We start from the raw sequence: 12,596 nt of genomic DNA on the forward strand, positions 1-12,596 counted from the left end.
GGCGATCACGCTGAGTTACAGCAAGAAATGCATTCCGAGATAAGTTTCTGGATGCGGCGCTAACGACACTCTTCAGCCCGCTGCATATAGAATTGAGCATTGTGGAAGCGTAGTTGGGGAGACCCTGTAAATGAACGCAAAGCTCAACAGCGAAGCTCGTCGCAAGATAATTCTTGACGGATACATCAACAACGAGCCGTTGAAGGATATTGCGGCCAGGATCGGATGCTCACTGGCAAGTTTGAAAGTAACAGCCAGTAAAATCGGCTGCACTCGAACTCCGAAGGAGGCGGCCGATTTTAGGCGCGGCTTTCATATCCCGGAAAACAAGCGGCAGGATTACTACCAGTTGATGAACATCGGTCAGTATAAAGCTCGCGAGTGCGCAGAAATTTTGGGATTGCTAACAGTTCAATCGTCAGGAAACGAGTAAACTCACCGCAATATACCTTCGACGGTATTATCGCTGGAGCATTCCATCGCCTCAGCGATTCGTCGGTAAAAGCCCGCCGCAGCGCGCGGCGGGCCCTGAAAGATTCGCACAAATGCCGCGTCTGCGTTTCAATCGCACCTGCCTCAGCCCTCACGATCTGGCTATTTGCGAACGCGTGTTCGATCAGGTCTGCGCGGATGAACATCTCAACCCCTTGGATCCGGACGCCGAAATCCTGGCGGTGATGGTTGTGGCCATTTTTCGAAATGCTCACACCGGCGAGCACGAACTGCTGGAAGCTGTCAGGTCTCGCCGGCAAAAGGTCGCGGGAAGCGGGCATTAGCGCACCGCATTCGATCGCGTAGCCGAGCGGGTATGGCTGAGCGCATAAACCCTCCAGGGAAAGAGGCTGGAACGTTTCAGCCGACCGCGCGTTGTGTTTTTTGGGGAGTGGCCGGCGTCGTTTCGGCCGGCCATGGCGTTGGGAGGCGCATGGCAAAGGGATGTCCCAGGTCCAGACTGTGAAGCCAGTCGAAGCGGCAGCAGCGCCGCGGGCCTCCGATGCGTTCGCGCTGAAGCTCACCTCATCGGAACTCGCGACCACCATGTCACATTTCCACCGCGCCGAAATCGCCCGCATGGCCGGCTGGCGCGACCGTCTGGACCGCACCAGCAACTGGGCGATCACCGTCGTCGCCGCCATGCTCTCTGTCTCGCTGTCGACACCCAGCGCCCATCACGGCGTGCTGCTGTTCGCCATGCTGTTGATCACGCTGCTTCTGTGGATCGAGGCGCGGCGCTATCGCTTCTTCGACGTCTACCGGGCCAGGGTGCGCCAATTCGAGCGCTATTATTTCGCGCAGATCTTCTCGCCGCAGCCTGACTATGCCTCCAATTGGCTGGCCATCGTCGGCGAAGGCCTGCGTTCGCCACGCTTTCTGATCTCGCAGCGCGCGGCTTTGGTACGCCGGCTGCGCCGCAACTACATTTTTATGTACACGATCCTGACGCTGGCCTGGGTGCTGAAAATCACGACGCCCAGCCTGCAGCGCGAAGGATCGCCGATCGGCTTCGGCGCGTCATTTCTCGATGCCGCGCGCGTGGCGCAGCTGGGCGCTGTTCCGGGCATCTATGTGGTGTGCTTGGTCGGGTTGCTCTATGTCGGCATGCTTGCCGCCGCTTTCCTCATCTCGAGCGACGAGGGCGAGCTGTCGCATGGCACCGTGCATGTCTGAACATAGTCGCGAAAGCGCAATTCGGTTCTGCTGCGCTGATCTTCAGCAGACATTGTCGACCATCATTGCGGTCGATTCCGGCCGGGTTGCGGACTCCTCAACCCGAGGGCGTGCGCGATGACGTTTGTGTGCGGTGAGTGCGATGACCAGGGCGCAGCAGGCGGCGTTCAGCCAGTTGATCGCTGCCAGCGCGGGATCGTTGAGATTGATGCGGGCATAGAGTCCGGTCGTGGCGTTGGCGGCTGTCCACAACAGCCAGGTCGCGTAGGAAATCGCCGTCGCGCCATGCTTGTCCTGCGCAACCCGCACGATCTGCGGCAGGTAAGAAACCACGCGCAAGCCGTTGAAAATGGTGAACAGATAGAAAGACAGATCGGCTAGCGTCATCCGAATCCCCCTGTAAGGCCGGACGTCCCATACCGTTCCTTGCAAGCGCGGCATGTGAGCCCGTTCACATGCCGGGTTCGAATTCCTGTTGCGGCCCGGCACCCCGCGCTAACGCACCGGCTTGGCTGCAGCGTCCGAGAAGGATGCGATTATTTCGCCGAAGGCATGCCGACGCGTGTGGCTCAGCCGCGATGGCGCAGCGCATCGACAAGCAGCGAGAAGGCAGGCGTCGCCTGGCGGCGGCTGGGGTAATAGAGATGGTAGCCGGGAAAGGGCGGGCACCAGTCGGCCAGTACCCGCATCAGCCGACCGTCGGCCAGTTGAGCCGTCACCTGATCCTCGGGCAGATAGGCAAGGCCAAGCCCCGCTAGCACGGCATTCAGACGCAGTGCCGCCGTGTTGAAGACCAACTGGCCCTCAACGCGCACCTTCAACTCGCGTCCGGCCTTTTCGAATTCCCAGGCGTAGAGTCCGCCATAGGTCGGCAGGCGCAGATTGATGCAATTGTGGGTCGTCAGGTCCTGCGGCGTGCGCGGCTTTGGCCGCGTGGCGAAGTAAGCTGGCGACCCAACCACCGCCATGCGCATGTCGGGGCCGATGCGCACGGCGATCATGTCGCGCGCTACCTGTTCGCCAAGCCGCACGCCGGCATCATAGCGCTCGGCAACGATATCGGTCAGGCCATAGTCGACGATGATTTCGACCCTGATGTCGGGATAATCGGGCAGGAACTTCGCCAAGGCCGGCCAAAGGATCGCATCCGCCGAATGCTCGCCGGCGGTGATGCGGATGGTGCCGCCGGGTTTTTCGCGCAGTTCGCTGAGCGCCGCGAGTTCGGCTTCGATCTCGTCCAGCCTCGGGCCTATCGTGCGGGCCAGGCGTTCGCCGGCCTCGGTCGGCGACACACTACGCGTGGTGCGGGTCAGAAGCCGCACGCCGAGCCGCTCCTCCAGCGCGCGCAACGTGTGGCTGAGCGCCGATTGCGAGACGCCGAGCTTGGCCGCAGCCTTGGTGAAGCTCCTCTCGCGCGCGACGGCGAGGAAGGCGGTGAGCTCATTCAGATTGTCGCGCGGCATTGATGAGCTCTCCTCATAGGTTCATGCCGGATATAGCACCTAATCGTGGATAATCGCAGGCCCTAAATAGGCTCCATCACAAATCGGGCAGTCCAAGGCGGGGGCAAAGACGGCGGCCATCTCCCGCTGGCATCGAGAAGGAACAAATCCATGGGGACATCAAGCGAAGCGGCTCGCAGCCCTCGGCGAAGGGCCGTGCCGATTATTTTACCGGATCGGTGCGCATCGACGCACCGTTCAATGGCAGCGAGCCTGCCCGTGTCGGCGGCGCCACCGTGACCTTCGAGCCTGGTGCGCGCACCGCCTGGCACACGCATCCGCTCGGCCAGACATTGATCGTGCTGTCGGGTGCCGGATTGGTGCAGCGCGAGGGCGGGCCGGTCGAGCCGATCCGCCCGGCGACATAGTCTGGTTCGCGCCCGGCGAGAAGCACTGGCACGGTGCGGCGCCAACCACGGCGATGAGCCACATCGCCATCGCCGAAGCGCTCGACGGCAAGGTCGTCGACTGGATGGAGAAAGTCACCGACGAACAATACGGAGTTAAGCCATCATGACCGATGCACCAGCGGTTCCCAAAAATCCGTTCTCCGATATCGCGCCCGCGCTCGGCAAATACACCGACGAGGTGCTGTTCGGCGACGTCTGGAAGCGCCCCGGCCTTTCGCCGCGCGACCGCAGCCTCATTACCGTCGCCAGCCTGATCTCGAACTACCGGACCAATGAAATGCCTTTCCACATAAAGCGGGCGCTCGACAATGGCGTCAGCCCCGACGAACTCATCGAAACCATCACCCATCTCGCCTTCTACGCCGGATGGCCGGCGGCTAGCACGGCGATCGGCATTGCCCGGAAGGTTTTCGAACAGGCCGACACCGAGAAACAAGGACAATGACAATGCAAAAGCGCACACTTGGAACAAGCGGCCTCGAAGTCTCTGCCATCGGGCTGGGCTGCATGGGAATGAGCCAGTCCTACGGGGCTCCGATGGAGACAGCGGATGCGGTTCGCCTGATCCGCGCGGCGTTCGAGCGCGGCATCACTTTCTTCGACACAGCCGAAGTCTATGGGCCGTTCAAGAACGAGGAGGTCGTCGGCGAGGCGTTGCAGCCGATCCGCGACCAGGTTGTGATCGCCACCAAATTCGGCATCGACATTGCAGGCACTGCCGGGCACAGCGGCATGGACAGCAGGCCGGAGCATATACGCGACGTCGTGGAGGCCTCGCTCAAACGACTGAGGACAGACCGCATTGATCTTCTCTACCAGCATCGCGTCGATCCGGTCGTGCCGATCGAAGAGGTGGCGGGCACGGTCAAGGACCTGATCCAACAGGGCAAGGTCAAGCATTTCGGTCTCTCCGAGGCCGGCGTGCGCAACATCCGGCGCGCGCATGCTGTGCAGCCGGTTGCCGCCCTGCAGAGCGAATACTCGCTGTGGTGGCGCGAGCCCGAAGAGGCAATCCTGCCTGTCCTCGAAGAACTGGGTATCGGCTTCGTGCCGTTCAGCCCGCTGGGCAAGGGCTTCCTCACCGGCGCCATCAGCGCCGACACGACGTTCGACAGCGGCGACTTCCGCAACACTGTGCCGCGCTTTTCGGCGGAGGCCAGGCTGGCAAACCAGGCGCTGGTCGATGCGATCGGCGTCATCGCGGCCAAGAAGAAGGTGACCCCGGCGCAGGTCGCGCTCGCCTGGCTGCTGGCGCAAAAGCCCTGGATCGTCCCGATCCCCGGCACCACGAAGCTCAACCGCCTCGAGGAAAACATCGGATCGGCAGCAGTTGCCCTGACGACGGACGATCTTGGCAACATCGAAAACGCAGTCTCGGCGATTGCAGTGCAGGGAGAGCGCTATTCGCCACAGCAGGCGGCACGGATCGATCGCTGATCGCGACGAAATTGAGAAGGGCAAAGTCATGACGCAAGGTATCGAGAACAAGGTGGTCGCCATCACCGGCGCCAGCAGCGGCCTTGGCGAGGCAGCGGCACGGCTGCTGGCGAAAGAAGGCGCGAAGCTGGTGCTGGGCGCCCGACGGATCGACCGCTTGCAGGCGCTGGCAGGTGAGCTTTCGCTCGGCAAGGACGCCATTCTGCAGACCGACGTAACCGATGTCGGTCAGGTCCGTCGTCTCGTCGACCATGCGGTCAAGACGCATGGCCGCATCGACGTCATCATCAACAATGCCGGCCTGATGCCGCATTCACCGCTGGAGCGCGGCAAGGTCGAGGACTGGGACCGGATGATCGACGTCAACATCAAGGGCGTCCTCTATGGCATCGCCGCCGCCCTGCCGCACATGAAGACGCAGAAGAGCGGCCACATCATCAACGTCTCGTCGGTCGCCGGCCACAAAGTCGGGCCAGGCGGCGCGGTCTATGCCGCCACCAAGCATGCGGTGCGCGTCATCTCGGAAGGACTGCGCCAGGAGGTCAAGCCCTACAACATCCGCACCACCATCATATCGCCCGGTGCCGTAGCGACGGAATTGCCGGACAGCGTCACCGAAGCCGATGTCGCCCAAGGCGTGCGCGCGCTCTACGACCGGGTGGCCATACCGGCCGATTCCTTCGCCCGAACGGTGGTATTCGCCATGAGCCAGCCCGACGAGGTCGACATCAACGAGATCCTGTTTCGGCCGACGGCGCAGGAATATTAGAGCCGCCGACCTTGCTCAGCACCGCCGGTTCAGCCCGAACTGCGCCTGAAATTCCCTGGTATCGTTGCGGTTGGGATAGGGCCGGTCGGGCACTGGAACGCGCAGATGCGCGCACAGGGTCTCCCAGCCGTCGCCCAGTTTATGGACCAGCAGCCGCTCCGGCGGAACTGTCGCCATGACCGCGGCGACGTTGGCTTCATAGAGGGCGATCGCGGTCGCGCGATCATGCGCCTTGCCGCCGAAGACCTGCTTGGCGATCAGGGAAATGCCCAGCGCCTCCTGATCCTGGAGCTGGCTGATGCCGGCCAGGATGGTCCTCTCGAAGCTCTCCCACCAGCTTCCTGCCGAGCGCCAGGTGAGGATGACCGGGGCATCAGGATAGAACTCGATCAGCTGGCGCCAGTAATGCGCCGATGGCCAGTCCATGCAAGAGGCATAGCCGGCAAACAGCTCGCTCCAGTCAGGCGCAGCACCCTTCGCCAGTGCACGCCAGAGCCGCTTCTGCTCCTCGTTGGCGATGACTTCGGACATGTGATGACAGGGGCCGAAGCCGAGGATGGTCAGCGCTTCGCGCATCGAATCCGTTCCGGTGCGGCCAAAGCCCGTCCCGATCACCTTGATCGACATATTTTCCTTCCCTGGTTCGAACCGGTGGAGGTCGGTCAGCTGGCAGGTTGGCATCGCTCAGCGGCTGCACGACAGCAGCCTCTCCGCAGGAAGCGCCGCGTGGGCAGCAACTCTTCACTCTTCATCGCATATATCAGGACTGCGCCCGGGCCAGATTAGCCGCCAACGATAGATCTGTCCCACACAAAGATCGGTTGACCGGCCTCGGCCACGAAGCGACTATTCAGCCAGATTGCAGACCGCAGGAGGACATGAGATGGACGAACCCGATCGCTGGCGGCACATGGCGAGCGCGCCCAAGGATGGCAGCCGCATCCTGGTCACCGTGAGGCCGTCGGAACAGGGGCCGGCCGAGGTTGACCTCGCTTACTGGTCGCGCGCCGACCAGTTCGGTTCAGAAGGCTGGCGCTCTTCCGATTCGTCTCCGGGACGCGTGATCGAATATCCTGAGCCCGAATTGAAATGCTGGATGCCGCTGCCGACGGCCAATCTGAGCCGGGCTTCCATGCCGAGTCCGTGGGAAGGCGAAGACGTCCCGTTGCTCGACGGCTCCGGTATCTGATGCCGGTCAGAACAGGAACGCTGCCGTTGCGGGGTCCGGTCCGGTGCGGCCGTCCGGCGAATCCAGGCCTCGAATGAGCTCGAGGTCCTGCGCGTCCAGTTCGAAATCGAAGACATCGAAATTGGCGACGATGCGATCCTGGTGAACCGATTTCGGGATGACGATCAAGCCTTGCTGAAGGTGCCATCTGATGATCGTCTGCGCCGCGGACTTGCCATGTTTCCTGGCAATGCCGGCGATGACCGGGTCGCTCAGCAGCCGGCCGCTGCCAAGCGGGCTCCAGCTTTCGATGCGGATATCGTGCTCAAGATGAAATTCCCTTAAGCCGCGCTGCTGGAAGCGGGGATGCAGCTCGATCTGGTTGACGACGGGCGTCACGCCGGTCTCGCCGATGATCCGCTCCAGATGGTCCCGGTTGAAATTCGAAACCCCGATTGACCTTGTCCGGCCGGCCTGCCGAAGTTCGATCAGCGTCTTCCAGGCCTCGACATATTTGCCCTGGCCGGGCACCGGCCAATGAATCAGGAACAGGTCGATCTGGTCGATTCCGAGCTTGTCCATCGTCTCGCCAAAGGCCCGCAGGGCGGCGTCACGCTGGTGGGCGCCGTTGCGCAGCTTCGAGGTGATGAACAACTCGCCTCTCGGCACGCCGGCGGCACGGATCGCCTGTCCGACCCCTCCTCATTGCGGTAGCCTTCGGCGGTGTCGATCAGACGATAGCCGGCCTCGATCCCCCAGCTCACCACCCCGGCGGTAATCGGCGGATCGACCTGCCACACGCCAAGGCCGAGCTGGGGAATGGCGGAGCCGTCGTTCAACGCAATCTGTTCAGGCATGTTCGGATCCTTATGCGACGATTGTTCCAAGTTGCAAGGATTGTTCCAAGCGGTCCGCCCGCTGCCTATCTAGGCTCGACATCGGCAACGGCCAGTCGACGGCGGGGACAAATCGCCTGCTTGATTTGGAATCGTGATCTCCGCACAGGCGGTCCAGATGCGCTTCGAGCCGGCGGCGGCCTTACCTCGGGCGGCGCACCGCCCGCACCATGCCGCCGGGGCCGCCGCCGCAGAAGAAGCGGTCGCCGCCGTCGGATTCGAGCCCCGAGACGCCCTTCCCCGCTGGCATGTCGAGCCGCTCCAGCACCTTTCCGGTTTGCGGGTCGACACGGCGCACGTCGCTGTGGTCGCCTTCCCAGGTGCCGTGCCACAGCTCGCCATCCACCCAGGTCACCCCGGTGACGAAACGGTTGGATTCGATGGTGCGCAGGATTTTCCCGGTCTCGGGATCGATCTGGTGGATCTGGCGCGCCCGGTTCTGCCCGACCCACAGTGTGCCCTCGGCCCAGGTCATGCCGGAATCGCGACCGCCGCCGGGCGCCGGAATGGTGGCCAGCACCTTGCCGGTGTCGGGGTCGATCTTCTGGATGCGATCTCCGGCCAGCTGAAACAGATGCCGGCCGTCATAGGCGGTGCCGGCATGTGCGGCGACATCGATCGAGCGCAGCGTCTCACCGCTTGCCGGATCGAAGGCGGTCAGCCGCTCGCCCGCGGCAAACCAGACATTTTGCCCGTCGAAGCTCACGCCATGCACGATGTCGACATCAGGAAAGGGTCCGTATTCGCGCAGGATTTCAGCGGCTGAATGTTTCATGTCCTGGTCCTCGATCATGGTCACGGAACCTTCCTAGCCGTTTGGCAGCGGTGCCGGGAGTAACAAGGTGGTCGTGAACCCGGCCACAGGCGGCGTCATCCAGCGGCGCGCCCGGCCATGGCCGAACGACTGCACCTTGCCGGCCTCGGCCAATTGCTCGAGCGCCCGTTGTACGCTGCGCTGGCCGGCGCCGAGCGCGAGCGCCAGCGCCGAGCTTGCCCAGGCTTCACCATCGGCCAGGAAGGCCAGCATCACCGCGTGCCGCTCCTCGATCGGCCGCGCCAGCACCACGACCGCGACGGCCTGACGCGGCGCCAGCGCAAAGCCTTGGCTGGTCGCGCCGATGCCCGCCAGCGGCCGCAATTCGGCGCGCAGCCGGCCGATCTCGACCCGCAGCCTGGCACGATGCGATTCATCGACGTGCCTGCCGCCAAAGGCGCGGGCAATCAGCGTCGCTCTCGGCACATCCGCCGGCCAGGCTTCGGCAAGTGTTCGCACCAGTGCAAACAGCACCGGGCGCGTTGCCAGCGAGACCGTGGTTTCCTGCCTGCGCACGACATAGCGGAAGGTATCGACGACCAGCGCCGACGACGCCTGCAGCGCCTCGACCTCCTCGAGCAGCAGCGGCCGCTCTGCGCCATTGGCGATCAGCCGAGCCGCCGGCGTGTCGAGTGACAGAAAGGCACTGTCGACCTCTGCCATAAGGCCCGGAATGCCGGCCCGGCGAGCCGCGTGGCGAGCCCATTCAAGAGCTGCGCGCGCGGCTTTCGTCTTGAGCCGGCGCATGGCGATGCCGGCAACGGCGAGCTCATGCGCGGCGCGTGAGGCGGGTGGCAGCGGCGCCGGATCGAGCCCGGCCAGCACGTCTTCAGCCTCGTCGAGCCGACCGATGAGCAGCAGGCGGCGCACCTTGAGATGCCCGGCATGCGCGGCGTTCAGCCGATCACCGTGCCTTTCCAATGTCGCCCGCGCCGCATCGAGCGCCTTGGCCGGCCAGCCGAGGTCACGTGAGACCAGCGCGATCTCGGCTTCGGCGACGACGCATCTGGCGCGCGCCACCGCCTCCTTCGGACCGAAGGCGCGTCCAGCCCGACGCAGCAGCAGCTTGGCGCGATCGAGATCGCCGAGCTGCGCCATCGCAATGCCGCGCAGCGCCAGCGCCGGCGCATCCTCGCGCAAGGCGACGCGGTCGAGCGCGGCAAGCGGATCACCCGCGGCCAGCGCCAGCCCTGCCGCGGTGATCAGCGAGTCCATTCAAATCCCGTCACACTTGTAACTCCCACCTCCGCCGGTCATGGCCCTAACTTAAGTCACCGCCGCCAAGCAGCAAGCCGGGGCGGCAACCTGGCCATCTGGGCTGGCAGGAGACACCTCGGGCGGCGTTGACGGCAATATCGGCAGTCGCTAACCTGAGCATCTCAGATGGTATTTTTAAGCTTCTCATTGGAGATAACTGACAATGCCTGCTTCCGAGGATCTTGAGCACACTGCGCGGCCCCGCCACCCCTGCTGCGGTGGGCCTCCGTCAAATCCCGTCACATTTGTAACTCCGCCCTCGCCGCCTCCGGGCCCTACCCTACCTCACGATCAGCAGGCAACGACAGGCCGCAACGGCGTAATGACTGGCAAAGGAGATGAGCAATGACCAAGCACGTGGCAATGAAGACCCCGCCAATCGTTTCAAGGCAGGAATGGGAAGCCGAGCGCGAAAAGATGCTGGTGAAGGAAAAGGCGACGATGCGCGCCAGGGATGCGCTCTCGGCCGAACGCCGGCGGATGCCGTGGATGGAAGTGGACAAGGCCTATGTGTTCGAAGGCCCCAACGGCAAGGCAAGCCTGCTCGACCTGTTCGAGGGCCGCCGCCAGCTGATCGTCTACCGCGCATTCTACGAACCCGGCGTCTATGGCTGGCCCGAACATGCCTGCCGCGGCTGTTCGCTCGGCGCCGACCAGGTCGGCCATCTCGCCCATCTCAACGCCCGCAACACCACGCTTGCCTACGCCTCGCGCGCGCCGCAGGCCGACATTGTCAGCCTGAAGCAGCGGATGGGCTGGGAGATGCCCTGGTACACAATCACCGACAGCTTCGACAAAGATTTCGGCGTCGACGAATGGCACGGCCACAACGTCTTCATCCAGGACGGCAAGAAGGTGTATCGCACCTATTTCATCAACAGCCGCGGCGACGAGCAGATGGGCACGGTCTGGAGCTATCTCGACGCCACACCGCTCGGCCGCCAGGAGGTCTGGGAGGACTCGCCCGAAGGCTATCCCCAGACCGAGCTCTACAGCTGGTGGAACTGGCACGACAATTACGACGCCGCGCCCGACAAGACATGGGAAGCGGTGGCCGCCGCCGGCGAAGCCGCGTTCCGCGACAAGGACGGCAAGTAAGGACCGAGTTCCTCGCCCCCGCCGACGGCGGGGGAGAGGTGGCCGCGGAGCGGCTTTTGTAAGGCTCAGCCCTCTCCCCGTCTCGGCTTCGCCGAGCCACCTCTCCCACACTTTGTGGGGCGAGGAACCCAACCTTTCGAAGGATGAGAACCATGAGCGATATCGGCACGGGCATCGGCAGCGAGATCCCTCAATCAACCGGCGCGGCGCCGCTCGGCATCGCCGACTGGCTGTGCCTCGCCGCGGCGCCGACTTTCGCTGCGATGGCGTTGCTTACCTGCATTCACACTGGCGACAGCATGATGTCGTGCCTGGGCGCCAATGCCTCCCTGCTCACGGGCATGCCGGTGATGTATCTGCTGATGAGCGCCTTTCACCTGGCGCCATGGTTGCGTGTGATTTCCGGCCGGCCGGTCCGGCGATAGTCCGGCTCGCCACTGCCATTCTGAACACCCCGCACGTCGGAGAGACACAATGAGGCTGGTCAGGCTGAGAGCGCCGGGCGGGTTGGACAAGCTCGACCTGGTCGAGGAGGATCAGCCCCGGCCTGGGCCAGGTGAGGTGTTGGTCAGGATCCGCGCCTGCTCGCTCAACATGCGCGACGATTTCGCCGTGCAAGGCAAGGTGCCGCTCGCAGACGGCCGCGTGCCGCTGTCGGACGGCGCCGGCGAGGTGATTGCCGTCGGCGACGGTGTCGGTACTTTCAAATCCGGTGACAGCGTCGTCAGCACCTTCTATCCCGGGTGGCTGGGCGGCGAGATGACATCAGAGACAAGACGCGACATTCCGGGAGACAGTTTCGACGGCTTCGCCAGCGAATATGTGTGCATGCCGGCGCAGGCCTTCACCAAGGCGCCGGCGGGCTATACGCATCTCGAGGCGGCAACGCTTACCTGCACGGGCGTTACCGCCTGGCGAGGCCTGGTGACATGCGGCAAGGTGAAGCCCGGCGACACGGTGCTGATCCTCGGCACCGGCAGCGTGTCGCTGTTTGCGCTGCAATTTGCCAAGGCTGCCGGCGCCCGGGTCATCGCCACCTCGTCCAACGAAGAGAAGCTGGAGAGGCTCAAGTGGCTCGGGGCCGACAACGTCATCAACTACAAGGCGGTGCCCGACTGGGGCGGCAAGGCGAGGGATTTGACGGACGGACGCGGTGTCGACCAGGTGATCGAGGTCGGCGGACCCGCGACACTGGCGCAGTCGATAGCCGCCTGCCGCACAGGCGGGCACATCGCGCTCGTCGGCGTGCTGACCGGCTTTGCGGCCGAGGTTTCGATCCCGGCGCTGTTTTCGAACCAGATCCGTATCAGCGGAATTTCCATCGGCAGCAGGGCCGACCAGGAAGACATGATCCGGGCGATAGAGGTCAACCGCCTGAAGCCCGTCATCGACAGCAGCTTTCCGCTGCAGGACATCGCCGCTGCCTTCAGGCACTACGAGACGCAAAAGCATTTCGGCAAGGTTTGCCTCGAAATTTGACCATCGCATCCTGCCGCAACCCACCAGTCCCTGGTCGGACGGCGCATTCAGCACGTTGATGTGACTGTGAGACTTGTCACATACCCGCTCTTGAAGCG

The 12,596-nt window shown here is 63.7% G+C and carries 15 protein-coding genes and 2 pseudogenes; 11 read left to right on the top strand and 6 right to left on the bottom strand.

The genetic code is table 11. The features are described 5' to 3' along the window. Positions 1–130 precede the first annotated feature (130 nt). The 3 genes from JQK88_RS22510 to JQK88_RS22520 all read left to right on the top strand — a co-directional run bounded on the left by JQK88_RS22510 (position 131) and on the right by JQK88_RS22520 (position 1,668). Positions 131–433: a hypothetical protein gene (locus JQK88_RS22510; protein ID WP_203279464.1), complete on the top strand. Its 303-nt coding sequence runs from the start codon at positions 131–133 to the stop codon at positions 431–433. A 112-nt stretch (positions 434–545) separates the two neighbouring features. Next, positions 546–776, top strand: a complete 231-nt coding sequence (locus JQK88_RS22515; protein ID WP_203279465.1) for a hypothetical protein — start codon at positions 546–548, stop codon at positions 774–776. Positions 777–936: 160 nt separating this feature from the next. Continuing rightward, positions 937–1,668, top strand: coding sequence for a DUF2270 domain-containing protein (locus tag JQK88_RS22520; protein ID WP_246749984.1), 732 nt, complete (start codon positions 937–939; stop codon positions 1,666–1,668). A 42-nt stretch (positions 1,669–1,710) separates the two neighbouring features. On the opposite strand, the gene JQK88_RS22525 is transcribed toward JQK88_RS22520, so the two are convergent. Together JQK88_RS22525 and JQK88_RS22530 are read right to left on the bottom strand one after the other, a co-directional pair. After that, positions 1,711–2,055, bottom strand: a complete 345-nt coding sequence (locus tag JQK88_RS22525; RefSeq protein ID WP_203279466.1) for a PQ-loop repeat-containing protein — start codon at positions 2,053–2,055, stop codon at positions 1,711–1,713. Between the two features lie 182 nt (positions 2,056–2,237). After that, the gene (locus JQK88_RS22530; RefSeq protein WP_203279467.1) at positions 2,238–3,131 is read right to left on the bottom strand and encodes a LysR family transcriptional regulator; all 894 of its coding nucleotides are present in this window, start codon (positions 3,129–3,131) and stop codon (positions 2,238–2,240) included. 146 nt (positions 3,132–3,277) lie between these two features. On the opposite strand from JQK88_RS22530, the pseudogene JQK88_RS22535 reads away from it, so the two are divergent. From JQK88_RS22535 to JQK88_RS22550, 4 genes and pseudogenes are all read left to right on the top strand, one after another. Then, a pseudogene (locus JQK88_RS22535) lies at positions 3,278–3,687 on the top strand ((R)-mandelonitrile lyase). Next, complete coding sequence (locus tag JQK88_RS22540; protein ID WP_203279468.1) at positions 3,684–4,025, top strand: carboxymuconolactone decarboxylase family protein; 342 nt, start codon at positions 3,684–3,686, stop codon at positions 4,023–4,025. The pseudogene JQK88_RS22535 and the gene JQK88_RS22540 overlap by 4 nt, the downstream one beginning before the upstream one ends. A gap of 2 nt (positions 4,026–4,027) precedes the next feature. Next, positions 4,028–5,017 carry an aldo/keto reductase gene (locus JQK88_RS22545; protein ID WP_203279469.1) on the top strand — a complete coding sequence of 330 codons (990 nt, stop codon included), beginning with the start codon at positions 4,028–4,030 and terminating at the stop codon, positions 5,015–5,017. A gap of 28 nt (positions 5,018–5,045) precedes the next feature. Next, complete coding sequence (locus JQK88_RS22550; RefSeq protein WP_203279470.1) at positions 5,046–5,786, top strand: SDR family oxidoreductase; 741 nt, start codon at positions 5,046–5,048, stop codon at positions 5,784–5,786. A gap of 15 nt (positions 5,787–5,801) precedes the next feature. Here the strand turns inward: JQK88_RS22550 and JQK88_RS22555 are convergent, their stop codons facing one another. Further along, the gene (locus JQK88_RS22555; RefSeq protein ID WP_203279471.1) at positions 5,802–6,413 is read right to left on the bottom strand and encodes a sulfotransferase family protein; all 612 of its coding nucleotides are present in this window, start codon (positions 6,411–6,413) and stop codon (positions 5,802–5,804) included. Between the two features lie 256 nt (positions 6,414–6,669). Here JQK88_RS22555 and JQK88_RS22560 point away from each other — a divergent pair, with 256 nt between their 5' ends. Further along, on the top strand, positions 6,670–6,975 hold the full coding sequence (locus tag JQK88_RS22560) for a hypothetical protein (protein ID WP_192248918.1): 306 nt from the start codon (positions 6,670–6,672) through the stop codon (positions 6,973–6,975). Between the two features lie 6 nt (positions 6,976–6,981). Here the strand turns inward: JQK88_RS22560 and JQK88_RS22565 are convergent. The 3 genes and pseudogenes from JQK88_RS22565 to JQK88_RS22575 all read right to left on the bottom strand — a co-directional run bounded on the left by JQK88_RS22565 (position 6,982) and on the right by JQK88_RS22575 (position 9,879). Further along, positions 6,982–7,811, bottom strand: a pseudogene (locus JQK88_RS22565) (aldo/keto reductase). 181 nt (positions 7,812–7,992) lie between these two features. Further along, positions 7,993–8,625, bottom strand: a complete 633-nt coding sequence (locus tag JQK88_RS22570) for a Vgb family protein (protein WP_192249248.1) — start codon at positions 8,623–8,625, stop codon at positions 7,993–7,995. Between the two features lie 33 nt (positions 8,626–8,658). Next, positions 8,659–9,879, bottom strand: a complete 1,221-nt coding sequence (locus JQK88_RS22575) for a winged helix-turn-helix domain-containing protein (protein ID WP_192248912.1) — start codon at positions 9,877–9,879, stop codon at positions 8,659–8,661. Between the two features lie 387 nt (positions 9,880–10,266). Here JQK88_RS22575 and JQK88_RS22580 point away from each other — a divergent pair, with 387 nt between their 5' ends. The 3 genes from JQK88_RS22580 (at position 10,267) to JQK88_RS22590 (ending at position 12,498) form a co-directional block, all read left to right on the top strand. After that, on the top strand, positions 10,267–11,019 hold the full coding sequence (locus JQK88_RS22580; RefSeq protein ID WP_203279472.1) for a DUF899 domain-containing protein: 753 nt from the start codon (positions 10,267–10,269) through the stop codon (positions 11,017–11,019). Positions 11,020–11,171: 152 nt separating this feature from the next. Then, positions 11,172–11,444, top strand: coding sequence for a hypothetical protein (locus JQK88_RS22585; protein ID WP_203279473.1), 273 nt, complete (start codon positions 11,172–11,174; stop codon positions 11,442–11,444). A gap of 49 nt (positions 11,445–11,493) precedes the next feature. Continuing rightward, positions 11,494–12,498 carry a zinc-dependent alcohol dehydrogenase family protein gene (locus JQK88_RS22590; RefSeq protein WP_203279474.1) on the top strand — a complete coding sequence of 335 codons (1,005 nt, stop codon included), beginning with the start codon at positions 11,494–11,496 and terminating at the stop codon, positions 12,496–12,498. Positions 12,499–12,596: the final 98 nt, after the last annotated feature.

Source organism: Mesorhizobium caraganae, from assembly GCF_016836705.1.
Taxonomy (GTDB): Bacteria; Pseudomonadota; Alphaproteobacteria; order Rhizobiales; family Rhizobiaceae; genus Mesorhizobium; species Mesorhizobium caraganae.

Bases quoted from the DNA above. Each gene is read 5' to 3' on its own strand.
- JQK88_RS22545 (WP_203279469.1), top strand. From the start codon at position 4,028: ATGCAAAAGCGCACACTTGGAACAAGCGGCCTCGAAGTCTCTGCCATC.
- JQK88_RS22525 (WP_203279466.1), bottom strand. From the start codon at position 2,055: ATGACGCTAGCCGATCTGTCTTTCTATCTGTTCACCATTTTCAACGGC.
- JQK88_RS22580 (WP_203279472.1), top strand. From the start codon at position 10,267: ATGACCAAGCACGTGGCAATGAAGACCCCGCCAATCGTTTCAAGGCAG.
- JQK88_RS22570 (WP_192249248.1), bottom strand. From the start codon at position 8,625: ATGAAACATTCAGCCGCTGAAATCCTGCGCGAATACGGACCCTTTCCT.
- JQK88_RS22530 (WP_203279467.1), bottom strand. From the start codon at position 3,131: ATGCCGCGCGACAATCTGAATGAGCTCACCGCCTTCCTCGCCGTCGCG.
- JQK88_RS22550 (WP_203279470.1), top strand. From the start codon at position 5,046: ATGACGCAAGGTATCGAGAACAAGGTGGTCGCCATCACCGGCGCCAGC.
- JQK88_RS22555 (WP_203279471.1), bottom strand. From the start codon at position 6,413: ATGTCGATCAAGGTGATCGGGACGGGCTTTGGCCGCACCGGAACGGAT.
- JQK88_RS22590 (WP_203279474.1), top strand. From the start codon at position 11,494: ATGAGGCTGGTCAGGCTGAGAGCGCCGGGCGGGTTGGACAAGCTCGAC.
- JQK88_RS22585 (WP_203279473.1), top strand. From the start codon at position 11,172: ATGAGCGATATCGGCACGGGCATCGGCAGCGAGATCCCTCAATCAACC.
- JQK88_RS22510 (WP_203279464.1), top strand. From the start codon at position 131: ATGAACGCAAAGCTCAACAGCGAAGCTCGTCGCAAGATAATTCTTGAC.
- JQK88_RS22560 (WP_192248918.1), top strand. From the start codon at position 6,670: ATGGACGAACCCGATCGCTGGCGGCACATGGCGAGCGCGCCCAAGGAT.
- JQK88_RS22540 (WP_203279468.1), top strand. From the start codon at position 3,684: ATGACCGATGCACCAGCGGTTCCCAAAAATCCGTTCTCCGATATCGCG.
- JQK88_RS22515 (WP_203279465.1), top strand. From the start codon at position 546: ATGCCGCGTCTGCGTTTCAATCGCACCTGCCTCAGCCCTCACGATCTG.
- JQK88_RS22575 (WP_192248912.1), bottom strand. From the start codon at position 9,879: ATGGACTCGCTGATCACCGCGGCAGGGCTGGCGCTGGCCGCGGGTGAT.
- JQK88_RS22520 (WP_246749984.1), top strand. From the start codon at position 937: ATGTCCCAGGTCCAGACTGTGAAGCCAGTCGAAGCGGCAGCAGCGCCG.